This is a genomic window from Nostoc edaphicum CCNP1411, assembly GCF_014023275.1.
Classification (GTDB): domain Bacteria; phylum Cyanobacteriota; class Cyanobacteriia; order Cyanobacteriales; family Nostocaceae; genus Nostoc; species Nostoc edaphicum_A.
Window position 1 is genome coordinate 570,541 of the sequence record NZ_CP054698.1, and the last position, 22,560, is coordinate 593,100.

Annotated in this window: 17 protein-coding genes and 4 pseudogenes; 20 read left to right on the forward strand and 1 reads right to left on the reverse strand. The window is 42.0% G+C overall.

Going from position 1 to position 22,560, the window contains the following annotated elements; all coding sequences use genetic code 11:
* The first annotated feature begins 156 nt into the window (after positions 1–156).
* From metH to rpmB, 10 genes and pseudogenes are all read left to right on the forward strand, one after another.
* The gene (gene metH, locus HUN01_RS05140; protein ID WP_181930368.1) at positions 157–3,684 is read left to right on the forward strand and encodes a methionine synthase; all 3,528 of its coding nucleotides are present in this window, start codon (positions 157–159) and stop codon (positions 3,682–3,684) included.
* Positions 3,685–4,023: 339 nt separating this feature from the next.
* Positions 4,024–4,836 (forward strand): annotated as a pseudogene (gene hemB / locus HUN01_RS05145) (porphobilinogen synthase); the annotation flags it as partial.
* Positions 4,837–4,865: 29 nt separating this feature from the next.
* Positions 4,866–5,973 (forward strand): annotated as a pseudogene (locus tag HUN01_RS05150) (IS630 family transposase).
* A gap of 18 nt (positions 5,974–5,991) precedes the next feature.
* A pseudogene (locus HUN01_RS05155) lies at positions 5,992–6,225 on the forward strand (porphobilinogen synthase); the annotation flags it as partial.
* A gap of 226 nt (positions 6,226–6,451) precedes the next feature.
* Positions 6,452–7,477, forward strand: coding sequence for a CobW family GTP-binding protein (locus HUN01_RS05160; protein WP_181930369.1), 1,026 nt, complete (start codon positions 6,452–6,454; stop codon positions 7,475–7,477).
* 206 nt (positions 7,478–7,683) lie between these two features.
* On the forward strand, positions 7,684–8,061 hold the full coding sequence (locus HUN01_RS05165) for a nuclear transport factor 2 family protein (RefSeq protein WP_069068489.1): 378 nt from the start codon (positions 7,684–7,686) through the stop codon (positions 8,059–8,061).
* Positions 8,062–8,109: 48 nt separating this feature from the next.
* Positions 8,110–8,642, forward strand: a pseudogene (locus HUN01_RS35190) (transposase family protein); the annotation flags it as partial.
* Positions 8,643–8,746: 104 nt separating this feature from the next.
* Positions 8,747–9,388 carry a class I SAM-dependent methyltransferase gene (locus HUN01_RS05175; protein ID WP_094350733.1) on the forward strand — a complete coding sequence of 214 codons (642 nt, stop codon included), beginning with the start codon at positions 8,747–8,749 and terminating at the stop codon, positions 9,386–9,388.
* Positions 9,389–9,610: 222 nt separating this feature from the next.
* Complete coding sequence (gene htpG / locus HUN01_RS05180; RefSeq protein WP_181930370.1) at positions 9,611–11,596, forward strand: molecular chaperone HtpG; 1,986 nt, start codon at positions 9,611–9,613, stop codon at positions 11,594–11,596.
* Positions 11,597–11,783: 187 nt separating this feature from the next.
* Positions 11,784–12,020: a 50S ribosomal protein L28 gene (gene rpmB / locus HUN01_RS05185; protein ID WP_094350731.1), complete on the forward strand. Its 237-nt coding sequence runs from the start codon at positions 11,784–11,786 to the stop codon at positions 12,018–12,020.
* Positions 12,021–12,473: 453 nt separating this feature from the next.
* Here rpmB and HUN01_RS05190 read toward each other — a convergent pair whose 3' ends face one another.
* Positions 12,474–13,124 carry a DsbA family protein gene (locus HUN01_RS05190; RefSeq protein WP_181930371.1) on the reverse strand — a complete coding sequence of 217 codons (651 nt, stop codon included), beginning with the start codon at positions 13,122–13,124 and terminating at the stop codon, positions 12,474–12,476.
* A gap of 251 nt (positions 13,125–13,375) precedes the next feature.
* Between HUN01_RS05190 and ffh the strand changes: the two genes are divergently transcribed.
* The 10 genes from ffh to HUN01_RS05240 all read left to right on the forward strand — a co-directional run bounded on the left by ffh (position 13,376) and on the right by HUN01_RS05240 (position 22,527).
* Positions 13,376–14,839, forward strand: a complete 1,464-nt coding sequence (ffh, locus tag HUN01_RS05195) for a signal recognition particle protein (protein WP_181930372.1) — start codon at positions 13,376–13,378, stop codon at positions 14,837–14,839.
* Positions 14,840–15,114: 275 nt separating this feature from the next.
* Entirely contained in the window at positions 15,115–15,378 is a 264-nt protein-coding gene (gene rpsP, locus HUN01_RS05200) for a 30S ribosomal protein S16 (protein ID WP_094328165.1), read from the forward strand.
* Positions 15,338–15,775, forward strand: coding sequence for a KH domain-containing protein (locus HUN01_RS05205; RefSeq protein ID WP_181930373.1), 438 nt, complete (start codon positions 15,338–15,340; stop codon positions 15,773–15,775). The genes rpsP and HUN01_RS05205 overlap by 41 nt, the downstream gene beginning before the upstream one ends.
* Positions 15,776–16,088: 313 nt before the next feature.
* The gene (locus HUN01_RS05210) at positions 16,089–17,042 is read left to right on the forward strand and encodes a PhoH family protein (RefSeq protein WP_181930374.1); all 954 of its coding nucleotides are present in this window, start codon (positions 16,089–16,091) and stop codon (positions 17,040–17,042) included.
* A gap of 98 nt (positions 17,043–17,140) precedes the next feature.
* Positions 17,141–17,545, forward strand: a complete 405-nt coding sequence (locus tag HUN01_RS05215) for a ChuX/HutX family heme-like substrate-binding protein (protein ID WP_181930375.1) — start codon at positions 17,141–17,143, stop codon at positions 17,543–17,545.
* A 146-nt stretch (positions 17,546–17,691) separates the two neighbouring features.
* Positions 17,692–17,982: a prevent-host-death protein gene (locus HUN01_RS05220; RefSeq protein ID WP_181930376.1), complete on the forward strand. Its 291-nt coding sequence runs from the start codon at positions 17,692–17,694 to the stop codon at positions 17,980–17,982.
* Positions 17,983–18,001: 19 nt separating this feature from the next.
* On the forward strand, positions 18,002–18,364 hold the full coding sequence (locus tag HUN01_RS05225; RefSeq protein ID WP_238846001.1) for a type II toxin-antitoxin system VapC family toxin: 363 nt from the start codon (positions 18,002–18,004) through the stop codon (positions 18,362–18,364).
* A 122-nt stretch (positions 18,365–18,486) separates the two neighbouring features.
* Positions 18,487–19,287, forward strand: coding sequence for a DUF6816 family protein (locus HUN01_RS05230; RefSeq protein WP_181930378.1), 801 nt, complete (start codon positions 18,487–18,489; stop codon positions 19,285–19,287).
* 87 nt (positions 19,288–19,374) lie between these two features.
* The gene (locus HUN01_RS05235; RefSeq protein WP_181930379.1) at positions 19,375–21,195 is read left to right on the forward strand and encodes an ABC transporter ATP-binding protein; all 1,821 of its coding nucleotides are present in this window, start codon (positions 19,375–19,377) and stop codon (positions 21,193–21,195) included.
* A gap of 630 nt (positions 21,196–21,825) precedes the next feature.
* Complete coding sequence (locus HUN01_RS05240; protein WP_181930380.1) at positions 21,826–22,527, forward strand: hypothetical protein; 702 nt, start codon at positions 21,826–21,828, stop codon at positions 22,525–22,527.
* Positions 22,528–22,560: the final 33 nt, after the last annotated feature.

Below are 22,560 nucleotides of genomic sequence, written 5' to 3' on the forward strand. Positions count from 1 at the left end.
AGTTTTGACCTCTCTCCAAACCTCTCTCCTACAAGGAGAGAGGCTTTGAATATTACTCCCCTTCCCTTGTAGGGAAGGGGTTGGGGGTTAGGTCTGTATTGGACTCAACTGCAAGCAGCTATATTATACGACTGACCCAAATTATTCTAGGAAAATATGACTCATCCTTTCCTTGAACGCCTGCGTAGTCCAGATAGCCCAGTCCTCGTTTTCGATGGGGCGATGGGAACCAACTTACAAACCCAAAACCTGACTGCTGAAGACTTCGGCGGCCCACAGTATGAAGGTTGTAACGAATACTTAGTCCACACGAAACCTGAAGCTGTCGCTAAGGTTCACCGCGACTTTCTCGCCGCTGGTGCAGATGTCATTGAAACTGATACCTTTGGCAGTACCTCCCTGGTGCTGGCAGAATATGACTTAGCAGACCAAGCTTATTACCTCAGCAAGACAGCCGCAGAATTAGCGAAGCGTATCGCGGCGGAATTTTCCACGCCAGAAAAACCCAGGTTTGTGGCAGGTTCCATCGGCCCCACAACGAAACTCCCCACCTTGGGACATATTGACTTTGATACCATGAAAGCTACTTTTGCTGAACAAGCAGAGGCGCTGTGGGATGGTGGTGTCGATTTATTTTTGGTGGAAACTTGCCAAGATGTGCTGCAAATTAAAGCGGCGCTAAATGCTATTGAAGAGGTATTTGCTAAGAAAGGCGATCGCAGACCGTTGATGGTTTCTGTGACAATGGAAAGCATGGGCACAATGTTGGTAGGTTCAGAAATCAGTGCTGTGCTGACAATTCTGGAACCTTACCCAATTGACATTCTCGGTCTAAACTGCGCCACAGGCCCAGACTTGATGAAACCACATATCAAGTATCTGGCAGAACATTCGCCTTTCATCGTTTCCTGTATTCCTAACGCAGGTTTACCTGAGAACGTCGGCGGTCAAGCGCACTACCGGCTGACACCGTTGGAATTACGGATGTCATTGATGCATTTTGTTGAAGATTTGGGTGTCCAAGTGATCGGGGGTTGCTGTGGGACGCGTCCAGAACACATTCAACAATTGGCAGAACTTGCTAAAGACCTGAAGCCAAAAGTTAGGCAACCTAGCTTAGAACCAGCAGCAGCATCAATTTACACCACTCAGCCATACGACCAAGATAATTCCTTCTTGATTGTTGGCGAACGTCTCAACGCCAGTGGTTCCAAGAAGTGCCGCGATTTGCTAAATGCGGAAGATTGGGATGGACTCGTTTCAATGGCGAGGGCGCAAGTAAAAGAAGGCGCACATATCCTCGATGTCAACGTCGATTATGTGGGACGTGACGGCGTGCGCGATATGCACGAATTAGTTTCGCGCATTGTTAATAATGTCACACTGCCTTTAATGCTTGACTCCACCGAATGGGAAAAGATGGAGGCGGGTTTAAAGGTTGCCGGTGGTAAGTGTTTGCTAAATTCCACCAACTACGAAGATGGGGAACCGCGCTTTTTGAAAGTGCTGGAGTTAGCGAAGAAATACGGTGCTGGTGTAATCATTGGTACTATCGATGAAGATGGGATGGCGCGGACAGCAGACAAAAAGTTTGCGATCGCTCAACGCGCATACCGTCAAGCTGTAGAATACGGCATACCACCCACAGAAATATTCTTTGATACCCTAGCGTTACCCATTTCCACCGGGATTGAAGAAGACCGAGAAAACGGTAAAGCCACAATTGAATCTATCCGGCGGATTCGTGAAGGATTGCCTGGATGTCATGTGATTTTGGGTGTTTCCAATATTTCCTTTGGTTTAAATCCAGCCTCGCGGATGGTGCTGAACTCAGTATTTCTGCACGAAGCGACAACGGCGGGAATGGATGCAGCTATTGTCAGCGCTAATAAAATTTTACCGCTCTCGAAGATTGACGAACGTCATCAAGAAATTTGTCGCCAGTTGATTTATGACGAACGTAAATTTGAGGGTAACGTCTGCGTTTACGATCCCTTGGGAGAGCTTACCACAGCGTTTGCCGGGGTAACAACTAAACGCGATCGCTCTTTAGATGAAAGTCTCCCCATCCCCGAACGCCTCACACGCCACATCATCGACGGCGAACGCATTGGCTTAGAAGAACATCTGAAAAAAGCCTTAGAAGAACATCCCCCCTTAGAGATTATCAACACCTTCCTGCTAGATGGGATGAAAGTTGTCGGGGAATTATTCGGTTCTGGACAAATGCAGTTACCTTTCGTTCTGCAATCTGCGGAAACCATGAAAGCGGCGGTGGCATTTCTAGAACCGTTCATGGAAAAATCAGAATCAGGCAACAATGCCAAGGGAACCTTTATCATTGCCACAGTGAAAGGCGATGTCCACGACATTGGTAAAAACTTGGTGGATATCATCTTATCCAACAACGGCTACAAGGTGATTAACCTGGGAATTAAACAGCCAGTAGAAAACATCATCAACGCTTACGAACAGTACAAACCTGATTGTATTGCCATGAGTGGTTTGCTGGTGAAATCCACCGCCTTCATGAAAGAGAACTTGGAAGTATTTAACGAAAAGGGAATTAGTGTCCCTGTAATTTTAGGTGGTGCGGCGCTGACTCCCAAATTTGTGTATGAAGATTGCCAAAATACCTATAAAGGTAAAGTTGTTTATGGCAAAGATGCCTTTTCTGACTTGCACTTCATGGATAAATTAATGCCAGCAAAGGCAACCAATAACTGGGAAGATTTGCAAGGATTTTTGAACGAAATCGAAACGGCTGAAGTTTCGACAAATGGTAACAAAGAACCAAAAGCTACAACTGCTGAAGAAACATCTTCTGAACCAAAAGTAGTAGATACAAGACGTTCTGATGCTGTAGCGATAGATATTGAACGTCCAACACCGCCTTTTTGGGGAACACAGTTATTGCAGCCTAGTGATATTCCCATTGAGGAAATATTCTGGCATTTAGATTTACAAGCTTTAATTGCTGGACAGTGGCAATTCCGTAAACCAAAAGAGCAATCTAAGGAAGAATATCAGGCTTTCTTAGCTGAGAAAGTCTACCCAGTGTTAGAAACTTGGAAACAGCGGATTATTGAAGAGAATCTGTTGCATCCCCAGGTGATTTATGGGTATTTCCCTTGTCAATCTGAGGGGAATTCTCTACATATATATGACTCAGAAAGTCAATCACAACAGGTTACAACTTTCGAGTTTCCTAGACAGAAGTCGTTAAGGCGGTTGTGTATAGCAGATTTCTTTGCACCGAAGGAATCAGGAATTATTGATGTCTTCCCAATGCAAGCGGTGACTGTAGGGGAGATTGCAACCGAGTTCGCCCAAAAGCTGTTTGCCGCCAATCAATACACAGATTACCTGTATTTTCACGGTATGGCGGTGCAGGTGGCGGAGGCTGTGGCGGAGTGGACACACGCCAGAATTCGCCGTGAGTTAGGCTTTACTGCTGAAGAACCCGACAACATTCGGGATATGTTAGCACAACGCTATCGTGGCTCACGGTATAGTTTTGGTTATCCTGCTTGCCCAAATATCCAAGACCAGTACAAGCAACTGGAGTTATTGCAGACTGACAGGATTAACTTGTATATGGATGAAAGCGAACAACTTTATCCAGAACAGTCTACCACTGCGATTATTACCTATCACCCAATAGCAAAATACTTTAGCGCGTAGAATCCTACCCATTAATCCAATAAACTTGGGGCTAGTGATATTTTGCCCTTAAAGATCCCCCCAACCCCCATTAAAAAGGGGTTGGGGGGATCTTCACCAATTTACGAGTATTGGCATAAAGCAAATCTAGATTTTTGGCGGATGGTAAAAAAACTGAGCCAATAAAATTGCCTAAAAAGCTTTCCTGCTCTTGTGTTGGGCTATTTCGGCAAAAGCTAGGCTACCTCTTTTTTGGTGAAAGTATTAGCAGAAGGAATCACACCACCTATTATCGGCTCAATGCGATCGCAACTTCCCAGAAAAGCTCTACAATAATGATTATCATTTTTATATTTTTCTATGTTGCCTGCTTCTTCAACTACCGACAAGCCGTTGAAACCGTTTCAACGTCCTCGTCGTTTACGTCGGACTGCAACCCTGCGGCGGATGGTGCGGGAAAATACTCTGACTGTGGATGACCTCATCTATCCCATGTTTGTCACCGAAGGTAAAGCACAGAAAGTAGAAATCACCTCCATGCCAGGGTGTTATCGATATTCTCTAGATTTGTTGCTCAAAGAAATAGCAGAAGTGTCTGAGTTAGGAATTAATGCGATCGCATTATTCCCCGTTATCCCCGAAAATAAAAAAGATGACACAGCCACTCAAAGTTACAACCCAGAGGGATTAGTACAGCAAACCGTCAAAGCCATTAAACAGGCAATCCCAGAAATTGTTGTTATTACTGATGTTGCCCTTGACCCCTTCACCACTCATGGTCACGATGGTTTAGTGGATGAAAAAGGGACTATCCTAAATGACCCCACTGTAGAAGTGCTAGTAAAAATGGCACTGTCTCAAGCTGCTGCTGGGACAGATTTTGTTGCACCCTCCGACATGATGGATGGTAGAGTCGGAGCAATTCGCCAAGCTTTAGATGCAGAAGGTTATATTAACGTCGGGATTCTAGCGTATTCTGCAAAATACGCCTCCGCCTACTATGGCCCCTTTCGTGATGCGTTGGATTCTGCCCCCAAATTTGGCGACAAAAAGACTTATCAAATGGACGCAGCGAATGCCAGAGAAGCTTTAAAAGAAGTTGAACTGGATATTGCCGAAGGTGCAGATATCATCATGGTAAGCTGTTACGCAGCTAGATTGTATAATATTAGATTAAGTAATTAATTTAGTATCAGCCATCTATGCCAGCAAAAAATCATCTTTCCCAAGAGCAGAAGGAAAGGCTACTAAAAACGCTAAAAGAGCATTAAAATCCCTACGTAAGAGAAAAGATTCTGATTTTATTATTAATGAATGATGGAAAAACTTATCAAGAGATTAGTAAGTTTTTAGATATTGCATATCCAACAGTAGCATATTGGGCGGTGCATGGAGATCCTGATAACCTAGAAAGTTTTTGGGATGGGAGAAGAGAGGGTAACTTCCGTAAAGTTACCAAAGAGTATGAGAATTTGTTATTAGAAATAATAGAAAAAGAGCCAGTAGAGTATGGGTATGAATTTGGTCGTTGGACAGCAGCAAGACTAGCTACATACCTCGAAAAGATAACAGGAATTAAGTTAAGTGGTTCACAAGTTGGGAGAATATTAGAGCGAAAAAAAGTACGTTTACCTTTGGGCAAAATACAGCCTAGAGGACAAACAGAATCCTGAAATGCGTAAGGCATTTAAAGAAAAATTGTCAGAATACTTAAGAATAACAAAGGAAGCCCCAGAGCGTTTACAGGTATGGTTTTGGGATGAGAGTGGATTTAGTTTAAGAGTGATAAGAAGAAAAAACTGGGGTAAGAAAGGTACAAGGAAACAAATCACAGGTCAAAGAAGAAGAGGAAGAGTAAATATTATGGGAGGGTTACGTTATCACGACAAGAAGAGAATGAATTTTGTGATTAAAAAAGGAAATGCCGATGTATTTTATGAGCAGCTTCAATCTTTGAATAATTTTCTATTGCAAGAATGGATAGAGCAAGGAAATAGAATTGAGACTTTCAATAAATGTTCTGCGAAAATAGTGATTATCTTAGATAATGCCAGCTTCCATAAAAGAAAAGATATTTTAGTTCGTATCAAGGCAGAAATGCCAAATATTATCCTGGAATTTCTACCACCTTATAGTCCAGATTATAATTTGATTGAATTGGTTTGGCATTCAGCAAAAGAATATATAGCTCATAGATTGTTCGAGTCAGTATCACAGCTAGAAGAGTTGTTAAATAAATTGTTAAATGAAGGAGGTCTTATTATTAAATGGGAACGCAAAATTAAAAATAAAGGTAATGCTGTTTATTAAATTTAGCTGCGTAACAGCTTAAAGCCTGCTCTAGCTTATTTAGACATCATCTGTCAGGTAAAAGAAGCTACAAATTTACCAGTTGCAGCCTACAACGTCAGTGGCGAGTACGCCATGATTAAAGCCGCAGCCCAGATGGGTTGGATTGATGAAAAACAAGTAATTTTGGAATCTTTAACCAGCATGAAACGGGCTGGTGCTGATTTAATCTTGACTTACTTTGCCAAAGAAGTAGCTTTGATGTTGCTCTAGATAAGGGCAAAAATTTATTAGTAGCAATTACTAATGATATCAAATTCGGTTGATTACTTATAATAAAATCTATCAATTTAATTTGGGTTTTACTGCCATTCAAACCAACATGAGTAAGGATAAAATGTCGGTTTTTTCATCAATCCAACCTACAGATTTTATAAGTGTTTAACCGAACCTGATACGAATCCTAAAAAATGGAAATTTACGGAAGTTCGAATTGATTATGACTCAACTAACAGTACCAACTTCAAACCCAACTCTTGAAATTCCTAAAAAAGGAATGCCTGTTACTATTATCACCGGATTTTTAGGTAGTGGTAAAACTACACTGCTAAATCAAATTCTCAAGAATAAACAAGATTTAAAAGTTGCCGTACTCGTGAATGAGTTTGGTGATATTAACATAGACAGCCAATTGCTAATTTCTGTTGACCAAGATATGGTCGAACTAACTAATGGCTGTATTTGTTGTACTATCAATGATAATTTAGTTGATGCAGTTTATCGAGTTTTAGAACGAGAAGACCGGATTGATTATTTAGTTATTGAAACGACTGGTGTCGCTGACCCACTACCAATTATCTTAACTTTTTTAGGTACAGAATTAAGGGATTTAACAAACCTTGACTCCATTCTCACTGTGGTAGATGCTGAGGCTTTTAATCAAGAACATTTCCATAGTGAAGCTGCTTTAAAACAGATTACATACGGAGATATTATTCTTTTGAATAAAACAGACCTTGTGACTTCAGAAAAAATAGAAGACGTAGAAAATTTTATCCATGATGTGAAAAATGGTGCAAAAATCCTGCACACCAAACATGGGGAGGTAGCGTTACCATTAATTTTAGATGTGGGTTTAACTCCAGTAAATGAGTATACTGCCAATGATTACCAAGATACTCATGAGCATGAACACCATCATCATGAACACCATCATCATGGACATCACTCGCATCATTTAGAAAATGATGGATTTATTTCGATTTCTTTCCAAAATGATAGACCATTTGATGTCCATAAGTTTGAGAACTTTCTCACCGAAAAGATGCCACAGGATGTATTTCGAGCTAAGGGCATTTTATGGTTTAGTGATAGTGACTTGCGCCATATTTTTCAACTGAGTGGCCCTCGCTATAGCTTGCATGCTGATGAATGGCAGACTCCACCTAAAAATCAAGCTGTTTTTATTGGTAGAAAGTTGGATATTAGCGAAATTTACTCACAACTTAATGAATGTTTGGCATAATTAATAAGTGTTAATTAAGCATTACACTTGGTTAGTGGTCGTTAGTGATTATTCTCAAAATTGACTTATGACTCTTGACTATTAACTCAAGGTGTTATGTTGTTATACAGAATCATTAAACCTATCCACCCGCTGCGGGATCTTATGCAGAAGCGTTCTGAATAAGAATTGTTAAGCCCAGCTGCATGTCCTTCACCACACCTCTTATGCCAGATAAATCTGCACCAGAAATTGAACTGATACGCGCGGCTTACGCTGCCTTCAACGCGCGAGATATTGACGCCGCCCTCGCCACAACGACTCCTGATGTGGCTTGGCCGAAAGCGTTTGAAGGCGGTTATGTTCATGGACATCAAGCAGTTCGCGCTTACTGGACGAGGCAATGGTTCGGCATCAATCCGCACGTTGAGCCGATTTCCTTTCACCGGGAGGATTCCGGGCGAATTTTAGTTGATGTGCATCAGGTCGTGCGCGACTTAGCTGGAACAGTTCTTTCCGATCAGCACGTTGGTCATCGTTATACCATTGAGCATGGCTTGATTCAAACTATGGAAATCTGTCCACCTCCATTGTCCGGCCACTGAGCCTAACAAAGCGCTGCAACAAACGGCGGGGTAGTATCTGCAAAGAGGTTGCTTTTCCTCCCGCCATCGCTGTTTTTACTGGCAGAATAGACATCTCCAGGTTGTAAACGTTTGGCGGAAATTTTGGAATATTTATCTCATGATAGTGTCAATCGTTTCCTTTTAAGGGAAAGGTATGAACCCAAGGATTTATTTAATGAAGTAAAGCCGTACATCAATTTAACAGGCGGTACTGTCAGTGGAGACGATACAGTTATTGACAAGCCTTATAGTGACCCGCATTTAACAGAGTTGATTGGTTATTTTTGCTAGGAAAGCATCATCGTATAGTTAAATGAATTCAATTAATTACTTTGTATTACACCGACCTATTAGGTAAATCTGTGCCCATAAATTATCGAATATATAACAAACAAGAAGGGAAAACAAAAAATGATTATTTAAGAGAAATGATTGCTGAAGTTTTGGCTTGGGGATTACAGCCGAAGACGGTGACTACAGATGCTTGGTATTCCAGTCGCGAAAATCTAAGATTCTTTAGAAACAAGGGATTAGGACTTTTCATGGGCATAGCAAATAATCATTCTTCATTAGTTAGGTGCTGTTACTTTCACGATTGTTTTGGGAATCCTGTAGTTGTATACCCACCACATTTATCAATCCATCAGATTAGGTAGGCTTATTTATGCAACTCATCAGCTCGTTAGATATTAGAAATTCAGAATATTTATCAAAAAATCGCCTCATCAGTTACCATCACCAGTTGCGTCTAATTTTTTCGCTGGGTAATCAGGTAAAAAACGTTCTGGAAATTGGGATTTTTAATTCTCTGTTAACAGACATCTTGAAGAATAATGGATACAACGTCTCCACTGCTGATGTTGACCCCAGCCTTAAGCCAGAAATAATTTTGGATTTGACTACAGATTTTTCCTTACCAAAAGATAAATTTGATGCGATTGTCCTGTTTCAAGTGCTGGAACATTTCCCCTACGAACAGTCAGAAGAAGCATTGAGAAAACTTGCTATTGCAACTAAGAAATTTTTGGTGATTTCAATTCCCTATTGCACTCAATACCTCTCGTTTCAGGTGAAAACCTCTTTCTCAGGCAGACCAAGGCATTTACTATTCAATGTCCCAAAATTCTGGAGTACAACGCCAGTCTGTGACGAACACTGCTGGGAAATGGGTTTAAAAGGTTATCCGAAAACGCGGATTTTAAACTCTGTTGCCAAAGCTGGGTTAACTGTTAAGCAAGAATTTATCGATCCTACTTATCCATACCATTATTTTTTGGTATTGGAGAAAAATTCTAGTAATACTTAAACAGCAATCTGTGGAGAGTGGGGAGTCGGGAGTAGGGGAATCCGAATCAGAAAATGGCGGCAAACAATGCTCAAAAAAGGTGCGATCGCCTCAGCTATGCTTTTAAAATCCTAATTGGTATCATGCCCTTCTGTGTTCTCCGGGTTTATCCTGGAAAACAGATGGCTAGGTTGTATTACCTACTATCATCATTTCAGATACTAACATCGAAAACTACCAATTATGCTAGAACAAGGCACTATCAGTATTCATACTGAGAATATTTTCCCGATCATCAAGAAGTCGCTTTACTCAGATCATCAAATCTTCTTGCGGGAACTGGTATCCAACGCTGTAGACGCCATCCAAAAGCTGAAAATGGTATCCCGCGCCGGCGATTATGCTGGAGATATCGGCGAACCAGAAATTGAAATTGCCATTGACAAAGATAAGAAAACTCTATCCATCTCCGATAACGGTATCGGGATGACCGCAGATGAAGTTAAGAAATATATCAATCAGGTTGCCTTCTCTAGCGCTGAAGAATTTATTCATAAATATGAAGGCAAATCAGATCAACCGATAATCGGTCACTTCGGTCTTGGTTTCTACTCTTCCTTCATGGTGGCGCAAAAGGTAGAAATTGATACCTTATCCTACCAAGAAGGAGCGCAGGCAGTTCACTGGTCTTGCGATGGTTCCCCAGCTTTCACTCTCGAAGAATCTTCTCGGACAACTCGCGGCACAACTATTATTCTCAGCCTGCAAGGGGAAGAAGAGGAATTTCTCGAATCAGCACGAATTAAGAATCTTGTCAAGACTTATTGCGACTTTTTGCCAGTCCCAATTAAACTCGATGGCGAAGTAATAAATAAGCAAAAAGCACCGTGGCGAGAGTCTCCGAGTAATCTTACTCAAGAAGATTATTTAGAGTTTTACCGCTACCTGTATCCTTTTCAGGAAGAACCTTTGTTATGGGTACATCTAAATACTGACTATCCCTTTATCATTAACGGGATTCTGTATTTCCCGAAAATGCGACCGGATGTAGATGTTACGAAAGGACAGATCAAGCTATTCTGCAATCAAGTTTTTGTCAGCGACAACTGCGAAGAAATTATCCCGCAATTTCTGATGCCGATGCGGGGTGTGATTGATAGTACCGATATTCCTCTGAACGTATCGCGGAGTGCTTTGCAAGGCGATCGCACCGTGAAGCGAATTGGTGACTACATTGCCAAAAAAGTAGGCGATCGCCTCAAAGAACTTTTCCGCGATAACCGCGAACAGTACATTAGCGCCTGGAAAGACCTCGGCACTTTCGTAAAATTCGGCGTTCTCAACGACGAAAAATTCAAAAAACAAATCGAAGATATCATCGTCTTCCGCACCACCGCCAAATTGACAGAAAAAGTTGCGGCTGAAACGCCAGTGGTTGAAGTCCAATCTTCAGACGGTGATGCTTGGCAAGATGTGACTCCTTCACCCAGTTCTGACTCAGCACCCAGCGCTCCCTATACTACGCTGAAAGAGTATCTAGAGCGCAACAAAGAACGCAACGAAAACCGAGTTTTCTACAGCACCGATGAAGCGACCCAATCTACATACATAGAACTGTACAAAAATCAAGGTTTGGAAGTCCTGTTTATGGACTCCTTCATCGACACCCACTTTATCAACTTCCTAGAGCGGGAATATCAGGATGTCAAGTTTACGCGGGTAGACTCAGATTTAGATAATACCCTGCTAGAACAAGATAAAGATAAGGAAATTGTCGATCCCAAGACGAATAAAACCCGGAGTGAGACGATCAAAGAGTTATTTGAGAAATCCCTCAACAAACCCAAACTCAACATCCGTACCGAAGCGTTGAAATCAGAAGATCCTCAAGGTACACCACCTGCGATCGTTCTTTTACCAGAGATTCTCCGCCGCCTGCGCGAAATGAACGCCATGATGCAGCAGGGAACAGCAGAGTTTCCCGAAGATCACATTTTGCTGGTGAATACTGCTCACCCGCTAATTCAAAATCTGGCTAATCTGAACCAAGGTAGTATCATTCAAGGTGACGGTGAATCGTCTACAGATCAGTTAGTCAACTTGATTTGCCAACACGTCTACGATTTAGCGCTGATGTCTCAAAAAGGATTTGACGCTGAAGGAATGAAATCCTTCGTTGAGCGATCAAATGAGGTACTCACCAAGCTGACGGAACAAGCTAGTAAATAGTGCTGAGTGGGGCATAGGGTATAGGGCATTGGGCATGGGAAATTCTTTAATGGTTGGTTATTCTTCCCCTGCTTCCCCTGCTTCCCCTGCTCCCCTATCTCCCTCATCTCCCTCATCTCCCCACTTCTGCTGCCTAAGACCTAAAATGGAAAGGCTGTATTAAAATAACAATCTGGAGATACTTGCTATGTCCCGTCGCTGTGAACTAACCGGTAAGAAGGCAAATAACGCTTTTGCTGTTTCCCACTCCCACCGCCGTACTAAACGCCTTCAGCACGCTAATCTGCAAAACAAGCGTGTTTGGTGGGAAGCTGGAAATCGCTGGGTGAGATTAAAGTTGTCTACCAAAGCAATTAAAACCCTACAAATTAATGGGTTAGAAGCAATGGCAAAAGAAGCTGGTATAAACCTAAATCATTACTAAGTAATGTGGATTTCATCGCCCGAAACTTTTGCAGGGTGGAACATAGATAATTAGGGGTACACAGATGTCATTGGTGTCAACTTAAGCTCAAACGCTTATCCCACATACGCTTTACCCCACCCCCTCTCCTTGGTAAGGGGCTACGGTGTACACACAAGTTATCGAATCACTACCAGTCCTCGAATTACCCCACCCTAACCCTCCCCCATGCATTGGGGAGGGAACTAAATGTTCCGGTTTCCCCCCAATGCATCGGGGGGATTAAGGGGGGTAATTAGACTTGTGTGTACACCGCAGTTGGTAAGGGGAGGGGCGGTTTTGGCTTTAGACAAAGCCGGGGTGGGGTAAAGCGGTGAGTAATGTTAAGTGAATGAACTCAATATCACGTCTTGACAAGGGTTTTACATTAAGTTGACAACTATGTACAGATGTGCATCCATAATGCTGTTCTGGTTACAGTAATGTTAATTCTTTTACCTTTTCGATAACCCAATCAACACGATCCTTTCCCCAAAATCTCTCGCCTTCGACTACCCAAGTCGGGACTCCGGGACAGCCAAATTGTTCGTATTCTGCCAAAGCTGCCACTGCTGCAAGTTTTGCTGCTTCCCCGTAGATTAACTCAAGAATGCGATCGCCATTCAGCCCAACATCATTTGCAACTTTCCTAATCACAGACTCATCGTTGACATCAAGTAAGTCAATGTATGTCGCTCGAAAGAACGCGGCATCAAGCAGATGCTCCTTCCCGGTTCCACAAGCAGCGTAATACGCCCTCGCGGGAAGTTCTTCGCGGCCAAACTTCATTTTCTCCCAGCGCTTGACCCATCTACCAAATTCTTCAAATTCCTTGAGCCGAATTTCAATGCCGTACTTTTTCGCCCACCGCAGACAATCTTCTTTGTGATATGACGATAAAAGGGCGGTTTCAGTTCGTCCTTGCAGGTCAGCTACCTTTATCCCGCGCTCCTTTGGTATGTAGATTGGTCTTCGTTCAATATCAACAGGCAAACCCTGCAATGCTTTTTCGGCAAGAGCAATACCAATATATGAATTTGACGAATGGTATATCGAGTATGAGTAAACTTTGATTCGCTGCGACATCTTGGCTGGCTACCGTAGCTACCTAACTGATAATATTACGAGCTAGTGATCGCAGCAGTAGCCAATATTCAATCATCAGAGTCCCCAATCCCCAATCCGTATCTGGTTGCTACAGTCGCGGTGAAAAATATTAAGCTGGTAGATAGCACGTTTAAACTTTAGCGGAAATTCGCGATGCCTGCGGCGGACTACGCCAACGCATTCATCGGCGCTTTAGAATTCTCCATTGGCGAACTACCTGTAATTACATTATGTTTGATGCATTATCTGACCGTTTAGAATCCGCCTGGAAAAAACTGCGGGGACAGGACAAAATTTCTCAATCCAACATTCAAGATGCATTGCGCGAAGTGCGCCGCGCCTTGTTGGAAGCAGATGTCAATCTCCAGGTAGTCAAAGATTTTATTAGCGAAGTCGAAGCCAAAGCACAGGGAGCCGAGGTGATTACTGGTGTGCGACCTGACCAACAGTTCATCAAAATTGTTCATGATGAACTGGTGCAGGTGATGGGAGAAGAAAATGTTCCCATTGCTGAAGCCCAGGAACAGCCTACTATTATTCTCATGGCTGGGTTGCAAGGTACTGGTAAAACCACAGCTACGGCGAAGTTAGCCTTACATCTGAGAAAATTAGAGCGTAGCTGCTTGTTGGTGGCGACAGACGTATATCGCCCAGCAGCGATCGACCAATTGCTAACGTTGGGTAAGCAAATTGACGTACCAGTATTTGAACTAGGAAGCGACGCCGATCCCGTAGAAATCGCCCGACAAGGTGTAGAACGCGCCAGGGCAGAAGGTGTAAACACAGTAATTATTGATACTGCTGGGCGTCTGCAAATTGACGAAGATATGATGGCGGAATTAGCCCGCATCAAAGCAACTGTCCAACCCCATGAAACTCTGTTGGTGGTGGACGCGATGACTGGTCAAGAGGCAGCAAATCTTACCCGCACCTTCCATGAGCAGATTGGAATTACTGGGGCGATTCTCACCAAAATGGATGGTGATAGCCGTGGTGGTGCAGCGCTTTCAGTGCGAAAGATTTCGGGAGCGCCAATTAAATTTGTGGGCGTGGGTGAGAAAGTAGAGGCACTGCAACCGTTTTATCCCGATCGCATGGCATCGCGGATTCTGGGAATGGGCGATGTGCTAACCCTGGTAGAAAAAGCCCAAGAAGAGTTTGATTTAGCCGATGCTGAGAAAATGCAGGAGAAAATCCTGTCAGCGAAGTTTGACTTTACTGACTTTCTCAAGCAACTGCGGATGCTGAAAAACATGGGTTCTCTGGGAGGCTTCATCAAGATGATCCCAGGGATGAACAAGCTTTCAGACGATCAGCTTAAACAGGGAGAAACGCAGCTCAAGCGCTGTGAGGCGATGATTAACTCCATGACTCGCCAAGAACGCCACGACCCTGATTTATTAGCCAGTTCTCCCAGTCGGCGGCGGCGGATTGCTTCTGGCTCCGGCTATAGAGAGTCAGATGTGACAAAACTGGTGGGCGATTTCCAAAAAATGCGATCGCTCATGCAGCAAATGGGTCAAGGTGGCTTCCCTGGAATGCCGGGAATGTTTGGCGGTGGCGGTATGGGCAACGCCTTCGCTGGTGCTGGTAATCGTCCCCCAGCCCCCGGATGGCGTGGCTATGGTGGCGATGCAGGCGCGAAAAAGAAAAAACCCAAAGATAAAAAGAAAAAAGGCTTCGGCAATCTTTAATTATTGGGCATGGAGCATGGGGCATGGGGCATGGGGCATGGAGTATTGGTAATTTACAAATGACTAATGACCAATGACCAATGACTAATGACTAATGACCAATGACTAATAGCAGCAAATGCTAGGCAGTGCTAAAATTAGCATTTCGACCTCAGAATTTATCAGCAGAGGAAACTAACCCTCAATTTCTTGGCAGCAGCCAGATTTAGGTTACTTCCTCAGCAATTAGTTACTAACTAATATCTAACAACCAACGGGAGAATGATTCTTCAACCATGATCAAACTGCGCTTGAAGCGATTCGGTAAAAAGCGGGAAGCAAGTTACCGCATTGTCGCCATTAACAACCTTGCTCGCCGCGATGGCCGTCCCCTAGAAGAGTTGGGATTCTACAACCCCAGAACTGATGAAGTGCGACTAGACGTTCCCGGTATCGTCAAGCGACTACAACAAGGCGCTCAACCCACTGACACCGTCCGTCGCATTCTAGTAAAAGCTAATGTTTTTGAACAGGTCAGTGCCACAACAGCCGCATCATAATTTCGGAACAAAATTACCAACAGCTAGTCCCAACTATGTTGATTTGGTTCGGTTTTTGGTGCAGCCGTTTTTGGAATCTCCGGAGACATTAAGTGTCGATTGTGAAATTTCTCAGGCCCTCAATCGGGTTTGGGTTCGCATCGCCTTTGAAAGCACAGATAAAGGGAAAGTGTTTGGTCGAGGGGGACGCAATATTCAGGCGATTCGTACAGTAATTGCCGCAGCCGCAGCCGCAGCTGGGCAATCAACATACCTGGATATCTACGGCAGCACCACGCCGGGCCGCGAGGGTATGTCTTTTGATGAAGAGACAGAAGAGCGATCGCCACCGCCGACTAAGAGAGAACCACGTGCAAATGATGGGCCTAAACCCATTGTTAAACCACGCCTCCGCTAGGTTGAAACTAGAGAGAAAATCTGAGCGGTTGTAGTCACTTCCGCTCAGAATTTTTGTAAAGATGGAAAGCGAATAGAATTCACTGCTACACAGGCAAAGTCCGCCTCTGCGGACTAAGGAAAAATTGAGATTTTGAAACCCACCTCCGTGGGTTTTGCTTGTGTAGAAGCGGTTTCTAACCGCCAATTTAACCTTAAGTGATTAATCTGTTGCAAATATTTTTCCAAGACGTAAGTAATAAAAGCATAATTTCGCCGTTAGCGAGAAAAATTAACCTTTGTCAAATACAGATCCTCACCAATTAAGAAATACTATGGCAGGTGCTTTAACAATTCAGCTGCCAAATGTTCCCAGTGCGATCGCTCTTGTCGGAGATGGAGAAGAAAATCTCAAAATCTTATCTCGGCAAACAGGAGCCACTTTAGTGCTACGCGGACAGGAATTAGTGATTTCTGGTACCGAAGGGCAAATTGATCTGGCTTCTCGATTAGTGCGATCGCTGGAAGGCCTCTGGATTAAAGGCAATACCATCACCAGTGCCGATATTTTAACAGCCCGTCAAGCCATAGATAGCGATCGGCAAGGGGAACTGCAAGACTTACAGCGAGATGTCCTCGCCAAAAGTCGTCGGGGTGAAGAAGTCCGTGCCAAAACCTTCCGCCAGCGTCAATATATCGACGCACTCCGTAGACGTGATCTTACCTTTGGGATTGGCCCTGCTGGTACCGGCAAGACTTATCTCGCTGTTGTTGTCGCCGTCCAAGCACTCCTTGCTAACCAAGTGGAAAAGCTAATTTTAACTCGCCCTGCCGTCGAAGCCGGTGAAAAACTCGGCTTTTTGCCTGGAGATTTACAGCAGAAAGTTAATCCTTATCTTCGCCCACTTTACGATGCTATTTATGAATTTATCGACCCAGAAAAAGTACCCAGTTTAATGGAACGCGGTGTGATTGAAGTCGCACCACTCGCCTATATGCGGGGACGTACCCTCAACAACGCTTTTATAATTGTCGATGAAGCTCAAAATACTACACCCGCTCAGATGAAAATGGTTTTAACTCGTCTGGGTTTCCGTTCGCGGATGGTGATTACAGGCGACATGACACAAACTGATTTACCACTTCATCAACAATCGGGTTTAGGAGTGGCTTTACAAATTTTGAAACACGTTGAAGGCATTGCTTTTTGCGAATTTACTCAAAAAGATGTTGTGCGCCATCCTCTAGTTCAGCGCATTGTCGCTGCTTATGAACAATACGAAAAATAGGGATTGGGAATGGGGCATGGGGCATAGGGCATTGGGCATTAGTTAGGAATCATCGTTTAACCAACGACAAATGACAAATGACAAAGGACAAATGACAAATGACCACAACATTAAAAGAATTTTTAACAGCTTGCGAGACTCTTGGAACTTTGCGTTTAATTGTTACTAGCAGCGCTGCTGTTTTAGAAGCACGAGGAAAAATAGAAAAGTTATTTTATGCAGAATTACCTAAAGGAAAGTACGCGAATATGCACACCGAAGGCTTTGAATTTCACTTGAATATGGACAAAATTACTCAGGTAAAATTTGAAACAGGTGAAGCGAAAAGGGGCAATTTTACAACCTATGCTATTCGGTTTTTAGATGATAAACAGGAGTCTGCTCTAAGCCTATTTTTGCAATGGGGTAAGCCAGGAGAATATGAACCAGGACAAGTGGAAGCTTGGCAGTTTCTACGAGAAAAGTATGGGGATCTTTGGCAACCTTTACCAGCAGAAATTTAATGTTTAATTTCTGTCAGGTTACGCTAAATGTCTTAATAAGACAATCACTATTTGACTAAATTATACACTCATAATAATTTGGTAAAATAAGCTAAGTTGAGACAAGTCTCTATATGAAATGTTTCCAAATCTTGGAGATTTTTAGAATGAAATGGACACTTGAGGAAGCCCAAAAACAGCTACCCTCAATAATTAATGCGACTAGTCAAGAACCTCAGCTAATCTACACCGAAGAGGAATTGGTGGCCGCAATTCTAGATCCTGAGCTTTTTCGAGAATTTTTAAACTGGCGACAGAAAGCTACGAAAACATCTCTATCTCAAGTTTTTAAAGAACTTCAGCAGTTATGTACTGAAGAAGATTATAGCTTAGAGATACCACTACGAAGCGACCGTAACAATCCTTTTATTGAAGACGGGGATGAGTCATCTTTGTGACACTAATATTATCAGTGAGTTGACTCGTCCGATTCCAAATCCAGGGGTGATAACATGGAGCGGCACTGTGACATCTATTAATTTAAGTGTTATTACAATTGAGGAAATTTATTATGGTTTAACAGCGAAGCCTAATTCTAGAATCCAAAGCTGGTTTGAAAGCTTTCTTACAACTCACTGTCAAATTTTCCCAGTCACTTCAGAAATTGCCAAGTGTTCGGGTGAATTGAGAGGCTTTTTGAGGACTCAAGGTAAACCCCGTTCGCAAGCTGATATACTTATTGCAGCAACAGCCAAAATACATTCCATGACTCTTGTTACTAGAAATATTAAGGATTTTGAGGGTTGTGATATATCTACATTGAATCCATTTAAGCTATAACAATTGTGACAATAGAATAGTCTTATTGACATAATAAGATCGTTTTGAAGCGCTCTCACTAAAATCATACTATAGATTAATTTTTAATCAATAAATAATAAACGTTAAATATAAAATTTCTAATGTTTTTTATAAAAGCGATTTGGAGTTTTTGCTTAATTGCTTTTTTTCTGCTATGGAGTGGAGAAGCTGAAGCCGGAGAGTTATCTGAACGGTTAACCAACTTTCCCCAGTGGGAAAAATTAACTTCAGTGCAACCTGCTTCGGGTGATTTGGTTTACCCTGAATGGATGGCTGGTTCTTGGAAAGTTACAAGTACTTTAGTCGATTTAGCTGCACCTTTAGCACCAGAGATTGTAACACCAGGATTTGAAGGTAATCGCCGACAATTAAATCAGCCCGTGAGTTTTGTAGTAAGATTTGTGAAAGAGCAACCACATATTTCTGGGTTAAAAATATTACCTCAGATAGATTACAAATCCCCCGTTGTAGTAGCAGATAGAGCGTTTAATAGCTTGAATTTGGCAAGAGCTTATTTAGGGGATGAAGCAGTGTTATTAGTCAAAGTAGATCCAGATTCACCTAATCGTCAAATTACGTTCTTGCGTAGCAGTCGCCAACTAGTTTCTATTGTGACTGCAAGGGCCACAGAAATTACCCCTGATGGCAAGTTCATCACCACAGAAGTATTTCAACAACTATTTAAAGGCGGTTCACGTCCCTATTTAAATTCTGTAGAATCTACTACGGCTTATCATAAACTTCCAACATCTAATCCGGCGATTGAAGCAGATCAAGTTACTGCTGTCTATCTTTCACCCCAAGATCCAGATTACTTTAAAGCTGGTTCTCGACCAGTTGCTCTCTACCGCTATCGCCTAGAATTTGTCCCTCAAGAACTAACAACTACTCCCAAAGAGTGATTTGTTATCTAACTCTTGACTACTTTGTAATACGCTTGTAGTATATAAATTCCAAGTTTACGATCGCGCTCTTGGACGGTGTGCATCATGGCCAAATTTCAAGATATTGTCAATTACTTTCGCTCTGATTGGAAGCTGAGTCTCTTTAGTATCGCGGCATCTAGCGTTTACGAAATTATTGATTTGGTTGTTCCTTATGCGATCGGGCAGATTTTAAACGTTTTGTCTAATCAACCATTGGATAAACCACTTCAAAGTGCGATCGCAACTTTTTCTGACATCACCAATTACCCAGTTAATAAAACCCTATCTTTGGGTGTATTACTGGGTTTAATTTTCGTTGTCACCGTAGTCAGAGCGCCGACACAACCTTGGTTAACCCATTGGTTTCATTGGGATATAACCTTAAGATTGCGTCGCCAGAAAGCCCAAACAGCCATAGAAAAAATTCTTACTCTCCCACTGGAATTTTATGATGAAAATAACCCTGGACGCATTGCAGGAAGAATAGCTAGAGGTATATCTAACCACACTTTTACGTACCCCGAAGTTGCCGGACAGCTGATTCCTAGACTAGTTCGTGTGCTGGGAATTTTCGTGTTTATCTTGGTGATTGAGTGGCGAATTGCAATTTTATATCTGATTTCCTTTGTAGTTATTCTTAGCTTGAGCTTGAGGGATTTGCAACGGTTGATTTGGCACGAAACTATTCTGGATAAGTATGCAGAGGATACGGAAAGTCGGAATTCTGAACTGATCACCAACATTAAAACGGTGAAAGCATTTGCTACAGAAGCTAAGGAATTGAAGCGGCAAAAGCAACGTTTGGATCGTGAACTAATGGTGGTTGAGTATCGTGTCCACAAAGGTTATGTGAAACTAGCTACTTGGCAAAGAACTGTAATTCAGTTTTGCGTGTTTGCTATTCTGGGTTTGACTCTAGCAGCAACAGTAGATGGAAGAATTTCTCTTGGTCATTTTATCATGACCTTAACTTTTTCTAGCATGGCTTATGCCGAATTAGAACCTATTAACAATTTGGCAGAAGTGTTTGCCCGTCGTTATTCTTCGATGCTGCGGTTTCACGAATTTCTCCAAGAGCCAACTGCATCTGATTCAGCTAGTCTTTTAGAAGAAAGCAACCAAACAGAATCACCTTATAAATTTACAGGAAAAGTTGAGTTATCGCACGTCAGTTTTGGATATGATGCCAACCGTCAAGTTTTGCAAGATATCAACTTGTTGATTGAGCCATACCAAACAGTGGCATTAGTAGGGCGTTCCGGTTCTGGTAAGTCTACTTTAGTGAAATTGCTGTTGCGATATTTTGAACCGAAAGAAGGTCAAATTCTAATTGATGGTCAAGATATTCGCACTTTGAATGTAGGTAAGTATAGACGAAGGCTAGCGATCGTTCACCAAGAAGTAGACATTTTCAACGGTACTATCTTGGATAACCTGACTTATGGTAGAACAAATGCCACTTTGGAGCAGGTTCAGGAAGCCTGTAGGATTGCCAGAGTTGATGAAGTAGTGCAGCACTTACCCCAAGGTTATTACACCGTTGTGGGGGAACGAGGTGTCAGGTTATCTGGAGGACAAAGACAACGTTTGGGAATTGCGAGGGCGTTGTTAGTGGAACCAGACGTGCTGATTTTTGATGAAGCCACCTCTAGTTTAGATTATGAGTCTGAGCGTTCAATTCAGCTAGCGATGCGATCGATTCAGGGTACTTGTACCACTATTATTATTGCCCACCGTCTAAGCACAGTGCGGGAAGCCGATAAAATTGTCGTACTGGAGCAAGGAAAGATTGTAGAAGTGGGTAGCCACGATGAACTCTTGCGTCACGAGGGCATTTATCGCCGCTTGCACTCCCTGCAAGAAACAGGAGAACTCCTGAATTAGGGGACATAGGTCACATACAGTTCAGATAAGACCAAAACACTTGTAGAGACGGCGATTTATCGCGTCTCGAAAACCCACAATTTTCTACTATTAGCCCTTAACCCAAGCGTATTGGGACATAAGTAAGTATGTGGGAATAAACCAAATTATGTTACGAAACATTAATAGGCTTAAAACCCTTATCAATGAACAATGACAAAGGACAGCACCCACCAGTTAGCTTTAATTGTGCCGACTTACTTACACATTTTGGATTTTAGATTGATTTTTGATTAAATCGACCTTTGTGAATAAGGTCGATTTTTTTCAATTGTCCCCAACAGTATTTTGTACAAGACTGAAAATTATGAGCCACCAGTCATAATGTATACAATATGTGATAATAGATTTTAGATAAAAATCATTGTCTACTGAACTCTGTCCGTCGAAGTAATGCAATAAGCAAAGCTTACAAGTTGCCTATGCATAAGTAGATCAGCTGCTGGTACTATATCTGGTGCTGCTAATGAATTTGAGCATACTATTGCTGAACTGAATGCAAAATCTCATATATTTAAACAGTCTGCTGAAATATTTGCTAATAGTCATTTTCCTGAAAAATTATCAGCATCTACAGCCAATTTGACTACTATGCAAGAAAGATTTTCACAATCTACTGCAAGTTTATCCCAAACAACCAAATTGATTGAAACAGCGTTGATAGAAGTTCAGCGTTGTAGTCAAGAATTAACTAATTTGGCAGTAGATGTTAAAAAGGCTAATCAAACTTCAATTCAAGTTTTAGAGTTACATCAAAACAATCAAAACTCCCTGAGTGAAATTATTCCTCAACTAAAGCAAGGAGCTACTAGTTTTACAAAAGCGATTAACAAACTTGATAAATTAGAGCAAGGAATTGCAAACAAAGCTGATACTTTGTCACAGTTAATAGAAGTTGTTAAAAGCTATACAGATCAAGTTAATTCGGCAATCGAAGCTTTAGGCGATCGCTTGATTTTAAACTTATCTCAACAAATTGGTTCTAACAACCAACAAATTAAGGCTGTTATTGCCAATTTTGAAGAATATTCTAATCAGTTAGGTGTTAAATTTGATAGGTCTAAATTAGATTTGATAGATGTAATTCACAAAGATAATGAAAGCTTTAATAATGAGTATAAAAATGTCAGCGATCTCATCGTAAAAGGAATTATTCAGCAGACAGAAATCAATAAAAAAGGATTGGAAATGTTAATCAATAATGTTCAAGACTTTAATAAAGATGTCAATAATATCAAAGATGAAATTTACAGATTGAGGGAGGGAATAGAAAAACAAGTAGAAAAAATTTAACTGATTATATTGATATTATTTAAAATTAAAATC